The sequence below is a fragment of the Paenibacillus sabuli genome (genome assembly GCF_014705605.1).
GTDB lineage: Bacteria > Bacillota > Bacilli > Paenibacillales > Paenibacillaceae > Paenibacillus_D > Paenibacillus_D sabuli.
The window spans coordinates 1-13,038 of the sequence record NZ_JACXIZ010000023.1; the positions used below are offsets into that span (position 1 = coordinate 1).

Annotated in this window: 9 protein-coding genes; 1 reads left to right on the forward strand and 8 read right to left on the reverse strand. The window is 56.0% G+C overall.

Going from position 1 to position 13,038, the window contains the following annotated elements; genetic code table 11:
• Both IDH44_RS14345 and IDH44_RS14350 read right to left on the reverse strand, forming a co-directional pair.
• A partial coding sequence (locus IDH44_RS14345; protein WP_190918761.1) for a fibronectin type III domain-containing protein occupies nucleotides 1-5,228 on the reverse strand: 5,228 nt, incomplete at its 3' end.
• Between the two features lie 667 nt (nucleotides 5,229-5,895).
• Nucleotides 5,896-6,417, reverse strand: a complete 522-nt coding sequence (locus IDH44_RS14350; RefSeq protein ID WP_190918763.1) for a TetR/AcrR family transcriptional regulator — start codon at nucleotides 6,415-6,417, stop codon at nucleotides 5,896-5,898.
• 154 nt (nucleotides 6,418-6,571) lie between these two features.
• Between IDH44_RS14350 and IDH44_RS14355 the strand changes: the two genes are divergently transcribed.
• A complete protein-coding gene (locus tag IDH44_RS14355; protein ID WP_190918765.1) occupies nucleotides 6,572-7,327 on the forward strand; it encodes an SDR family oxidoreductase in 756 nt (251 codons plus the stop codon).
• 117 nt (nucleotides 7,328-7,444) lie between these two features.
• Here IDH44_RS14355 and IDH44_RS14360 read toward each other — a convergent pair whose 3' ends face one another.
• The 6 genes from IDH44_RS14360 to IDH44_RS26580 all read right to left on the reverse strand — a co-directional run bounded on the left by IDH44_RS14360 (nucleotide 7,445) and on the right by IDH44_RS26580 (nucleotide 12,753).
• Nucleotides 7,445-8,455, reverse strand: coding sequence for an NADP-dependent oxidoreductase (locus IDH44_RS14360; protein WP_190918767.1), 1,011 nt, complete (start codon nucleotides 8,453-8,455; stop codon nucleotides 7,445-7,447).
• Between the two features lie 90 nt (nucleotides 8,456-8,545).
• Nucleotides 8,546-8,866, reverse strand: coding sequence for an ArsR/SmtB family transcription factor (locus IDH44_RS14365; protein ID WP_190918769.1), 321 nt, complete (start codon nucleotides 8,864-8,866; stop codon nucleotides 8,546-8,548).
• Between the two features lie 152 nt (nucleotides 8,867-9,018).
• A complete protein-coding gene (gene cas7c / locus IDH44_RS14370) occupies nucleotides 9,019-9,921 on the reverse strand; it encodes a type I-C CRISPR-associated protein Cas7/Csd2 (protein WP_223869680.1) in 903 nt (300 codons plus the stop codon).
• 28 nt (nucleotides 9,922-9,949) lie between these two features.
• Complete coding sequence (gene cas8c, locus IDH44_RS14375; protein WP_190918771.1) at nucleotides 9,950-11,812, reverse strand: type I-C CRISPR-associated protein Cas8c/Csd1; 1,863 nt, start codon at nucleotides 11,810-11,812, stop codon at nucleotides 9,950-9,952.
• Between the two features lie 6 nt (nucleotides 11,813-11,818).
• Nucleotides 11,819-12,481 (reverse strand): type I-C CRISPR-associated protein Cas5c, encoded by a 663-nt coding sequence (gene cas5c, locus IDH44_RS14380; RefSeq protein ID WP_190918773.1) that lies wholly within the window; start codon nucleotides 12,479-12,481, stop codon nucleotides 11,819-11,821.
• Between the two features lie 161 nt (nucleotides 12,482-12,642).
• Nucleotides 12,643-12,753, reverse strand: coding sequence for a putative holin-like toxin (locus tag IDH44_RS26580; protein WP_223869681.1), 111 nt, complete (start codon nucleotides 12,751-12,753; stop codon nucleotides 12,643-12,645).
• Nucleotides 12,754-13,038 lie beyond the last annotated feature (285 nt).

Below are 13,038 nucleotides of genomic sequence, written 5' to 3' on the forward strand. Positions count from 1 at the left end.
TCCGGCGGCGTGGGGCCGAGCGGCGTGGCGACCACTTCTTCGGAATTCGCCGTGTTCCCGTCGCGATTCATCAGGCTCACTTGAAAGGTGTACGCTGTGCCGTTGTGCAACCCTTGCACCGTCGCCTCGTACGTAGCGCCCGTGACCGTGATTGCCGGAGCATCGCCATAGCTGCCGTGCGCAGTCTTCACATACACGCTGTAGGCGACGGTATCCGGCGCGCCGTTCCAGGTCAACGTCACCTGCTCGTCTCCCGCCGATGCTGCGAGCCCGATCGGCAGGATATCGTCTGCATAATTCCAGTTCCATTTCGCGACCAGCACGGTGTCCGCCGTGACGACATCACGGTCGAATTCCCACGCCCTCGCCAATTCCGGCGACGTGTACCAGCCGGCGAAGGTATAATTCGCTTTTTGCGGCGCAGGTACGGGCAGGCCGGCCCGCTCGCCGCAAGGAACCGTCCGGTCCGGCACCGCCGTGCCTCCGCTGCTGTCGAAGGTGACGCGGCAGAGGGGCAGCTTGAATTCACGAATGACCTGTTCGGAATTGCCATTGCTATAAGCCGCGTATGCCGTTCCTCGAACGACGCGCAGTTGCGGCTCGTCAGCGCGCCCGCCCGCCGTCGTCCATTCGTCTCCCACGACCTCCCAGCCACCGTCATCCAATCGCGCCACAGCCGTCTTCTTGGTGTGATCGGGCTGCTCATAGGCATACAGCAAGTACGGCCCCCCGTTATAGACTTCGACGGCCAATTGCTCCGGTGTCCCGTCCACCTCGACCGGGGCGAGCGCGTGCCAGCTCCCCTCTGCGAACGACAGGGCCTGGATGGCGTGATCATTCGAAATATAGGCCAGATAAGGACGGCCTCCCTCGACGACAAGGTCGAAGCTCAGGCTTCCGCCAACTGTACCCAGAGCGGCGCCGGGGCCGCCAACATCCACCCATTCCCCGGCCTCGTCCCACCGCTTGACGCGAATCGAATGATCCGCTTCAATCAGGGCGCCGTAGATCCGGTCGCCGTCCATCCGCATGATGGAGGCCACAGAAGCGCTATCGGCCAGCAAGCCCGCCGCTTCCTGCCAGGCTCCCGTCTCGTCGCCGACATACTTCAATACCTTGGACGTGAACCCCGCTGCGAAATCAAAATACCACGCGTACACGTAAGGCGTCCCATCCTCCACATGCAGATCGAAGCTGAGCAGCGTGCCGCTCATTACTTCCTGTCCGCCGACAGCCGTCCATGCCTCGTCTGCCGCATCATATTTCATGAGGGTCAAGATCCCCGGAAAACCGAGATCTCCGAAGAGCACATAGGGCGTGCCGCCGTCGACCTGCAGTTGTACCGGGAGGCCGCCCGTCTCGGCGAATCCGCGCGGGCCCACATCGGACCAGCCATCCCCTTCTATATATTGCCGGACTGAGATCCGACCGCCATGGACCTCCGCCGCGTAGAGCGCGCCGCTGCCCGCATCGATGGCAGAATTCGTTGCAGGCGATTGGCCGACGCCGAGCACATGCCATTGATTCATCGCCAATTGCGCCCGGTCGATTTGCCACTTCGCCTCAAGCACCATATCCTCTTCGATGGGAGTGGCACTCAGGTCAAACGACGCGCCGTTGGCCGCATTCGTCCATCCTGCCAGCGTGTAGCCGCTCCGTGCCTGAATGTCCGGCTGCTCGGCGGCAAAGCCGCATTTCACGGCCTCTTCCACGGGCAATCGGTCATCCTTGAAATGAAAGGAAACGGAACACGAGGCAAAGGGCATCGCCGGAGCGGAGAGCGCCGAGGGCTCGCTCTTCTTGCCGGCCGCGTTAACCGCGACGACGGCAAACCGATACTCGCGAATGTTGTCCAGATCGGTGACGGTGATCGGGCTGCCACTCCCCGTGACCGTCGTCTCCCCCGGGTAGACCGTGAGCTCATAGTGGTCGATCGGGCTGCCTCCATCGTCCTCGGGGGCGTCAAATGTGACCGTTGCCTCTCCGTTACCCGGCTCCACCTTGACGATGGCCGGCGCGTCCGGCTTGGTCACGGGGGTCTCGGACACCTCGGTAGCGTAGTCGCTCTCCGCTTCGTCGTTCACCGCTTTGACCGCGAAATAATAGGCGACGCCATTGGTCAGTCCTTCCACCCTGCCGGCAGTGTCCGTTACGATGATTGGCTCAGTGTCGTAGCTCCCGGCTTCCGTCCCGACGTAGAGTGCATAGCGGGACGCCGCGTCGACCGAACCCCACTCGAGCTCCACATATCCGTCCTCGCTGCCGACGATCCGCATATTCCCGGGGGCGGGCAGCTTCCATGACGCCCGCAGCGTCGTATCGGCTGCGAGCGGCTGCCGAAAGTCGTAGGGCGCCCCGCCCTCAAGAAGCCATTCACTGAATAGGTAATGCGTGCGCACCGGATCGGCCGGACGGGGGAGCGGCTCCCCGCACGGGAACGCCCGTGCCGTATCCGCCCGCTCGTCTGCGTATTGCAACGTCGCCTCGCACCACGTATAGGCGTACTGCTTCGTTTCAACTTCCTGGTGGCCATTATAGTAGACGAGGAGCGGATTCCCCTCATGAACCCGGATAGCGTAGCTGCCGGCGCGACCCGACTCGGGCCGAATCGGATCGCCGACCGGATACCAGGCGCCGTTGATGTATTTCTTGACGATCAAGGTGTAGTAGCTATCCGGGCCTGTGGAATAGACCAGATACGGCGACCCGCTGTCGACATAGACGGAGAGGGCGTACGTATAGCGGTCGTCGGCTGCAGGCAGCCGTTCCCATGCCTCCGCACCCGTCCCTCTCCACACCTCGATGCCGGCGGAGGACGGGTAGGCGACATACGGGAGGCCGGCCTCCAGGGATAAGGACACCGAGCCGCCGGAGACCGCCGCGGGGAACGCCGACGTGTCCAGCACGTGCCAGCCGGCCGCTTCCTCCCACTTGACGAGGCGGACCTTGCGCCCTTCCGTATCGATATACGCGACGTACAGGCTGCCCTGATGCAGCTTCATGGCCAGACTACCGGCGCGCGCGCCCTCCAGCAACGCCGGGGCGCCGACAGGCGCCCAGCCGGTCTCCTCGTCATAGACCTGGATGACCGGGAGTCCGCTCTCCAGATAAGCGACATAGGGCACGCCCCCATCTACGGCGAGGGCGCTCCCCGTTATGGCGCCCGTCGACCATCCTTCCGTGCCGACCGGCTGCCAGTTGCCTCCCTCCAGCTTCTTGACGGTCAGCTTGTCCCCTGCGCTCTGATCCGCATAGGCGATATACGGGGTGCCCTCATCTACGGCGAGGGAAGGAGCGTACGCATTCAGCTCAGCGATCTTCCCCTCGCCGATGACCGTCCATCCCGTGCCCTCGACATATTTCCGGACACCGGCATCACCGCCGGGGCTATTGCGGTAGGCCACATACAAGTCGTTCCCGTCGGCGACGAGCTGCGGTTGGAAGCCGGCGAATCGGTTGCCCAGCGGCGCCCATTCGTCTGGACCTGGGGCGTATGTCGGTCTGGCGCTCACCGTACCGGACGGTTCGCTCTCCACGTTGTCGGCTGAAGCGGCGACGGCGAAATAATAGAGCTCGTCGTTGGTCAGCTTCGTGATCAGATAATGGGTCTGGGTAGCGCTCACTGTGAGCTGGCCGATATAGCTGGCCGTCACATCGGCGTCGGTCCCGTAATAGATCGTATACGCCTCCGCTCCATCCACCGCCGGCCAAGACAGATCGACGAATCGGTTGCCCGCCGCCTTGATCTGCACATCGCCCGGCGCGTCCGGCCTGATTGATTGAACGGCGGACGTCAAGGCGTACCCCTCCGCCCGGACGGTGATCGCATGCTTGCCCGGAGGCAGCAGCTCCGGCCGAATGATCGTCAAGCGGCCGGGCGCGATCGTATAATCAACATCTGGCGTCAGCGCCTCGCCATCGATTCGGACACTGCCGATGGCACTTCGCCAGGCGGGATCGTCCGCGAACGTGATGACCGCCGTGCTTCCCGCCGCCTTCGGCCCGGCCGCAGACAGGATCGGCGAAGGCAGGTACAGCGAAGCCTCGCGAATCTTTTTCACATTGGCATAGAACGTCCAATCCGGCTCCCAGAATTCCGCATACAGCACATAGAGGTCGCCGTGATCGAATTGCAGCCCGTAATTGGTAAGCGTCTCTCCCGCACGGGTGGGCAGGATCGCGCTGCCCACCTGCATCCAGTGCTCGCCGTCGAATTTTTGGACGAGCAAGCGATGATTCGCGCCGTCGTCCTCATAATAGATGTCCGATTCGAAGTACGACAAATAGGGGACACCGTTCTCCACCACGAGACGAGGGCGAAACACGTCTTCGATCGGGTCGGCGGCGTTGGACCACTCGCCATCCTGAAACTTCATGATCACGACGTCAGCAAGCTGATTCTCGTACGTCACATATGGTATATTTTTGTAGACAACCATCGATAAATGATGCATATTCCGGATCTTTGGCAGCGTCCCGCTGTCCCCGCGCAATTCCGCCCATCCTGCGCCCGGGTTGCTTTCGTCGAATCTCCATACCTTCACGGTTCGGTTCGACGGACGGCCGTCCATCTCCACATACGCCAAATAAACGAAGTGGCCATCGGCTTGGAGGACGATGTCGCCTAATTCGCGGGATTCGCTTGCGACATAATCGCGGATCACGGAGGCACCCCCGGCTTCCTCCCAGTCGCCGGTTCCCTCCTCGTATTTCATGACCATGGGCAGATAACGATCGGCGCCGACTTGCTCCATATATGCGGCATACAGCGTATCACTGCCCGATGCGACCAGCGACATATTCGCTGCTCTGTCGTCCGAGAATCCGGCAGATCCGACGGTCTCCCATTGGTCCGTCGTTTCGTTGTACCTTTTGACCAGGACGCGATTCCCCGATTGTTGATCGCTGAAGATCACATAGGGCTCCCCTTGGTCGACATACATCCTGGGGTTATATCCATTGTAGACGGAAATGTGTCCCCCGTTCTGCCCCACCGCCTCCCACTCCCCGCTTGCCGCATTGAATGTCTTCACGGCGATCTGGGCCTGCTCATTGCGATAGGCGACATACACCGCGCCTTCGTACGTGTATGCGGAGGCATTTACAGAGATCTCGAATCGCTCGCCCAGTTGCTCCCAATCTGCAACCGGCTCCGCTCTCACAACGGAAATGGACATCCCGGCGACGACCAGCACGCCGATGAGTAGACTTGTGACGAATGAACGCAAAGCCAATTCCCTCCCCTACGTACCCGAATCTCTTACTGTAACCCATTCATCCAGGCTTTGTACGATTATAAGCTCCCGCACTGAAAAATGACTGAACAACCGTGCGGAGGCTTTGGAGGGACGATTCCATCGATCGGTTGGAGTTGCCGTGATTCATCGGCGGCGGCGCCTTTCGGAGATGGCAGAGTAAGCGGGCGAGTGCAGGAAGAGAGGTGCGGCCCGTTGCGGGGCGGCCCCGGCCGGGTACAGGGCGGCGCTACGCCGAGTGGCGGCACGCTGGTGGTGGCGGCTGGTTGGCGGCACGCTGGTGGTGGCACGCTGGTGGTGGCACGCTGGTGGGTGGCACGCTGGTGGTGGCTCTAATGGACACCAGCGACGCTTAGCGGCCATTTCCGCCGCCTACACGTCTCATCATCCCCGCTAAGCGTCGCTGGTGACCGTTACACGTAGAAGGGAGCCAAAAAACGGCGCTAAGCGTCTCCCTTGTCCATTACAGCTGACTTTCGCCCACATCGTGGCGCTAACGGGGGCAGGCCGTACGGATCAGCGCTTACTGGTGAAGCAAGCATAGTTGCAGCTCCCGTGATCCAGCGGCGGCGCCTTTAAGTAGCCGTCAGAGCGCCAAGAAAGGCCCTCCCGCATGTGGGAAAGGCCTTTCTATGTTCGACTACGCCTCGACTCCCGCTTCGATCAGCTTCCAGACGGCTTCGAATTCCGCTTGGAAGTCCATGCGCAGCCAATTATCCGCATAAGCCGGCGCAGAAAAATAAGAGAACGCCATCAAGATGGCGACCAGGCGCCCGCCGTCCGCGATGCCGCTGGCCGCCTTCAAGCTGGCCACCAAATCGTTGATGTGCCGTGCCAGTACGGCCGGATTTCGATCGATATAGGCGGTGTATAGTTTAAACATTTCAGGCTCGCGCACATAAGCGTCATATTTCGATTGACTTAGCACCCACAACCAGTCGTGCACAATGTCCTTTTTGGACGTATAGTGCATCGTGTCGAATGGGAAAAGCCGCGCCAGTTCGTGATCCAGCCAGGACAAGGCCAGCTCGGTCCACAGCTCTTCCTTGCCCGAAAAATATTTGTATATCGCTGCATGCGTCGTCCCCAACTTAGCGCCGACTTTTGACAGATTGACCTTCTCCATCCCTTGCTCCACAACCATACGATGCGCGGTTTCCATAATGCGCGCTCTGCTTAATGTTTTCATGGTTTTATTATAGCGATTCATGCATTGGGTTACAACTATTGACTTTTGTAACTCGCCAATGTATGCTTAAGCCGTTCTCAAGTTACAATTTCTAAAAAACGTAACCCCCATAAGGAGCGTGGATGTAATGAACCTTTCCAATCGCACCGTCGTCGTGACCGGCGGCACTTCCGGGATTGGCCTTGCTTTTGCCTTAAAGCTGCTGGAGCTCGGCAATCAAGTCATCGTCATCGGACGGAGCCAAGCCACCCTCAATCAGATTACAACGAAGCATAAAGGGCTGATCGGGCTGCAAGGCGACGTCTCCGATGTGCGCGCCGTGCGCGAAATGGCCGCCTTCCTCCGTGAACGTTACCCGGAGGTGTCGATCCTGTTCAACTCCGCCGGCATTATGCGCGCATTCAACTGGATGGACGATAACCTCGATATGGAGCAGGCTACCGAAGAGGTCGCCACGAACCTAAACGGCACGATCTGGATGACGAAAGCGCTGCTCCCGCAATTGGCCCGGCAAAGCGAAGCCATGATCGTAACCGTGAGCTCCGGTCTTTCCTACGTCACGTCACCCATTCACCCGGTGTACTCGGCGACCAAGGCAGGCGTGCATATGTATACCGATGCGCTGCGCATCCAGCTCAAGAAAGCGGGGACCAACATTCACGTCATGGAGCTCGTCCCGCCGCTCGTTGCGGAAACCAATCTTCAATCGGACGCCCAAAGCGGCGGCGGCATTCCAAATATGAGCCTGGTTACGCTTGTCAAGCATGGGATCCAAGGCATGGCGCGCAACAAAAAACGGGTCGTGCCGGGCATGTCCAAATTTTTGCGAGTGGCAGGAAAATACTTCCCGGATGCCCTCTCGAATGCGATGGCGCGGGGCTGAAGGGCGCGTGATGAGGCTCATGCGCTCGGCATGGAGACGGTTATCGAAGGAAGCAATGGAAGCGCATGGGCTGAGCCCATGCGCAAGCAGGCAGCACGCGCGGGAGGTCATGGAAGATCATGCATGTGGCGGCATGGATACGACTACCTTTCCTTTCGCTCGCCCGCCTTCGAGATAGTCCAGGGCCTGCGGGGCTTCCGCAAACGTAAACACCCGATCAATCACAGGAACGATACGCCCTTTTTCGATGAGCGCCTTGATCGCCTGCAGTTGCGCCCCGTCGGGCCTCATAAACAAGAAATGGTAGCGCGTCCGCGTCTTTTTCTCAAGTGCGGTCAGCCGACGGCTGACCAGCGATAAGAGAAAGGTCTTCGACGGTCCCAAGCCCGCTTCCTTTCCGAAGCGGGCATTTGGCGTGCCGGAGACCGACACGATCTGGCCGCCCGGCTTCAATATCTGAAAGGATTTTCCCAACACTTCCCCGCCTAACGTGTCCAACACGGCATCATATCCCTCTAGCTGCTCCGCAAAATCCTCTTCTCTATAGTTGATGATGCGATCCGCTCCCAATGCGTTCACCAGATCGTAGCCCTTTTCGCTGGCTGTAGTCGCGACATAAGCCCCCATCGTTTTGGCCAGCTGAATCGCAAACGTGCCTACGCCTCCGGAACCCGCATGAATGAGAATCTTTTGGTCTTTTTGCAGGTGAACAATATCATGGAAGGCTTGATAAACGGTCAACCCGACCAGGGGGATCGATGCAGCCTCATCAAAGCTAAGATTCGTCGGCTTTAGCGCAAGGTCATCCGAATGAACCGCGATATATTCCGCCAACGTTCCGATTCTGTTTTTTCGCGGTCTTCCGTACACCTCATCTCCAGGCTTGAATAGATCGACCTTGGCTCCCACCTTGACCACAACGCCGGAAAAATCATTCCCCAAAATTAAGGGCATCCGATACTTTAACAGCAGCTTTAATTTCCCCTCCTTTATTTTATAATCGATGGGATTCAGACTTGCAGCGCGAATGTCCACCAATACCTCGTGTTCACCGGGGACTGGCATCGGACGCTCGTTTAACACCAAGGGGACATGTTTTCCATATTTCTCAATGACCATCGCTTTCATCGGGGGCACCTCATTTTGATTATTTGTTTATTCGTTTAATCTTATGAACCAATTATTCAAAAAAAGAAAGTTTAAGTTGGCTATTGATGATCAGGATTGGCTGCACTGTGCTTCAATCGTTGCAATCAACCCCTTTAGTTCGTCCAGCGGTTTTCGGATCGTCAGCATATAATAATTCTCGACATTCTTTTTGGTATACGCCACAAAGCCTGCCTGTCTTAACACTTTCAAATGATGCGAGACCGCAGGTCTGGACAATTGGATATGCTCGGCGATCGTATTCACATTAAGTCCCGCCTTATGCTGGGCAAGCAACAGAATAATGGCATGACGGTTTTCGTCCTTCAATGCATCCAATAACGGAACATACTTCTTGAATTGTTGGTCCATTTGCTCATATTCTTGGCTCATATCTATAATCTCCATCTTTCGTTTGTTCGTTTAATCATTTAAACATATGGATGGGCTGGGTGTCAATGCGGGCGAGGGCGCAAGAAGCCTGCGCTCCCGCCGTTACAAAACGCGATTGTTCGTTTAGATGGGCTCAAACTTGGCCCAAAAGCTTATTCGCGCTCAATAAGTTGCACGCCTTCCGGCAAAGACTCGCGATCGACTGTAAACTCGTAATCGTCGAAAGAACGGACGATATCAGTCGTTTTATTAGCTTTCACTAGGCTTTGCAACCGGTGGGCAGGCGCGTTTCCTAACTTGGAGGAGTGCTCAAATACAAAAAGCTTACGCACCGCCATTTGACCTCGGGTAGCGGAGCGATCATGCTCGAACATGTTGACCAGCGCTTCGAGCAGCGTCTCATAATCTCCATTCGTGAATCCGGTTTTATCCGCCAAGTAAGCCGAGATGTATCCATCCATGCGATAAAGACCGTACGGCACGACATGCTTGCGGCCCATTTCCCGTCCCTTTTCCGTCCCTTCCTGCGTGACGGCCTGCCTAGTGATGGTGACCTCTTGCGAGAAAATCGGATCGAGACTACGCGCAAACGTAAATTGAACCGGGCCGCGGACCTGACCTGTGTTGACCTTCGTTGTCATGACGGCACCGAATGTACGAATATCGTAAAAGTTGGTGCACATCCATTTGGTTAGGCGTGAAGCCTCTTCGTTATCTTTCGGTTTCAATTCTTTTTTATCCGCATCGCCAGGTCGCAACGCTTGGTAAGCTTTGCGATGCTGCTCATTGAGGACACCGCCTTCAGTCACATAAATGTTGAAGCCTTCCTCGCCGCCGCGCGTCAGTTCAATGAAGTTGCGCACTTTTCGCTTCAAGCAGACATCTGTCACGATGCCGTTGCCGGTTTCCGGGTCGATCCGCGGCATATTGCCGGCATCCGGGTCGCCGTTCGGATTGCCGTTAATGACATCAAAAAACAAGGAGAATTCGACACGCTTGGAGAGCAGTTCGGTGCTACCGGCTTGACCGAGAAATTCTTTTTCCATTGTCGACATTGTTCATCTCGCCTTTCGGAATTGGATTTTATTCTTCGGATTCTTCCGCGTTCAACGCTCCTGCAGCTTCCTGTTTGGCTTCGGTTGCCGCTTTAATCTGAGCGATATAGGCTTGCTTCTGATGGTAGTAGCCTAGAATAAATATGCCCTGTTGATGCACATCAAGACGAACGGGGAAGCCGTTTACTTGCTGCATAATTCCGGCTATTTCACGATCGCGCAATTCGCCGTAGCGAGCTTTGCTCATATGATGCTGCGCCAGCTTAATCAGGATCGGAAACACAGCGCCGGGGTTAGAGGATGCAGAGCTGAAGTAGCGGTCTTTGATGGTAGCGTTCAGCTTTCCGGAAGCGGCTTCTTGCTGAGCCTTCTCCAGCACGGCAAACAATTGACCGAGGCGATAAGCAGGATTCTGGTTTTCGTTCGTATCCAGGCTCAACGGCATTTCCTCCTTGGAATCGGTGTGAAATCGGTTGTAGCGATTTAAATAGGCTTTCAGAATAGAGACACGCAAATGTGTAATCAATCCGTCCGCCCGTATCCGGTTAATGATCATCAGAAAGATCGAGCGTGGATAGACGGTTCCTTGCAGAACGCCGCGCAGCAGTTCCCCGCCAAGTCGCTTGGGAGGTTCTTCCCCGACCTTCTTGCCATCCGCCCCGACGCGCATCGTTTCGGCCACAATTCGATCAATGGACGGGTTTTCTCGGTAGCCGCTGGTCTGCGCGGGTAACGCCATGTCATAAGCATGCAGGGCGAGCTTTCGAACCAGGTCCCCAAAGCTGCCCTGCCAAAAGAAGCGCACGGCGATTCGAGCGTTGTTCGGGGATAGTCCCAGAATATAGAAAGGAGTATCACCGAAAGGAATATCTTGATTGGGAATTGAATTCGGATTCAGTTGTCTGCCCTGACGTACACGGTCAAGCAAATCACCAAGCAGTGCTGTCGTCCTTGTGTCTTCTTGAGGCGTCGAGGTAGACTGAAAAACCTGTTGAACAAACGGACTGGTCGATTCCTCCGCGGACCTGGTGGCTGCCCAGAAGACGACCGTCATATCGCCGATCAGCTTGCGATTGGTGTCCGAAGCCAACAAATGATTCAGTGCAGTCGTATAGCTGAACACCGCCGCCTTGCTGACAGGCGAGTTGTAGCTCTGTTCCTTGTCATAGGAGTCCGCCGAGCGAAAGTTGAACGAGACAAGAGAAGCCCCTGCCGATTGCGCGCCGCGCACGCCTTTAATTTTGTCGTGCGTTCTGGCGATCGATACGTCCGCATCACCCGTGAGCAAGCACTGACCGTCGAATTCGGAAGCGGTGTTCGACTGTTCGCGATATTGAATCCAGGCTGATCGAACAGCAGGGGATTCATGAATGGGAACCATATCAAATGCAAAAATCACATTTGTATCAATGCCTTTATCCAAATCCTCCATGTACGGTTGAAGCAGCGGGTGGTCGCGTACGAGCGCGAGGTCCCACTGTTCGTAAAACAATAACAGCGCGCGCGCCGCTTCGTCGTCCACATCCGCTAGTACGTCCAGGGCCAGCGCTTTGGCCGCCTCGTATTTCTTGCGAGCGTCCGCACGCTTTTTAAGCGTTGCGGCTTCATTAGACATAACCGGATAATGTCCGAGCGCGTATTCCGCCTTGTCCGACACAAAGTAAGGGACAACGCCGCTGGAGCGACTAGACTGCTCCGGGACAATGAATCTTACCGGTTGCTTTCTTTTGCCGGATTCGTCGCGAATATCTCTGAAGGATTGCAAATTGCCATCTACCGTCAGATCGCACACATAGGTGACTTTCCCCAAGCTGAAATAAAGAGGGCTCACTTCAGAATCGGGGTCGGCTAGCAAATCGTGGTACCGCTGATGGAGCGCTTGAATTATCATCGCTCGTCACACCCCTTCGGCAAACGGCGGGACACGAACAATGCCCTGGCGCATTTCGGCACGGAAAAATTTCGGGGTCATGTTGTTCATAAAATCGATGTCGTGGAGCATCCAGCCCAAGTCCTTGTCCGGCTTGTCCGAATAGAAACTGACGGGCATTTCCTCATCGGGTTCGATTAACTTGAAGTGAGCGGCAAATTCGCGGCAGCCCAGATAAGGACGATGAAAGCACTGGCCCTGGCGGGCGCGGCGCAAAAAGATGTTGTAATGCTTCTCGGGGGAATCCTCGCTTCCGGCGGCAGCCGTCATATCAAAGTGCGCCTCAATGAGGTAGGCGGGGGCTTTTAACATGAGTGTAGCACGTTGTTGCCGCTCCTCGGTCACGACCTGGGCGAGCGTGGCCGTCTTTCCATTCATCGCGTTTTTGATGGCCGATGTCGAAATCTTATTCTCGATCTCGTTGCGCCGCACGTTCTCGAAGCGAATTTCATTCAAGACGTGAATACGACCCACCACCCACCGAATTGCGGGCTTCCAGTGGATTGCTTCCAGCAGACCTCGCGCTGCCGATGGCGTCATGACATCGTAGCTCACCCGCTCCACTTTCATCTCAGGCCGGGTGAAACAGGCGTAATCGCCGCAAACGTGAAGTTTAATTCCGTAACCCACTGCACTTCCCCTCCTTATCGATATTCTCGAAACGAAAAAGCGGAACTGTGGTATACTTGTAAGAGCATCAAAGGGGAGAAGAGAAGTGTTGGTGCACCTCTCTTCTGAAGTTCTCTAAGCTGTGTGTGATTGATGGTAAGCAACACAGGCCAACCTCTTTTCTAAATCGAGGTTGGCCTGTGCTTGTATGAACCGTAGGAAACGTACGAAAGCAACGAAAGAATGAATGAGCCGAATACAAGCATGAGGTAGAGAGTTTGGAAGATGTTCATAGTTTACCCCTTCCTTTCTTATAATTTTTTTCCTATATTTTTTACTTCATCGCAAGTTTACCAGAATCAAACTATGCAAGTCAATTGATAATTGTAATTTTAAAAGATAGAATAAAACTACTGAAGTTAGGTATACAAAATAGATTGTTAACTACTGAACCCATCTTAAATAAAAATGACACTTCCCTCGATGAAAGTGTCATTTTTACAAGAATAGATTGCAACCTACTGTTTCAACCCACAACCCCGAAGGGCGACTAGAACATCCTCTATTTTACGGACTGG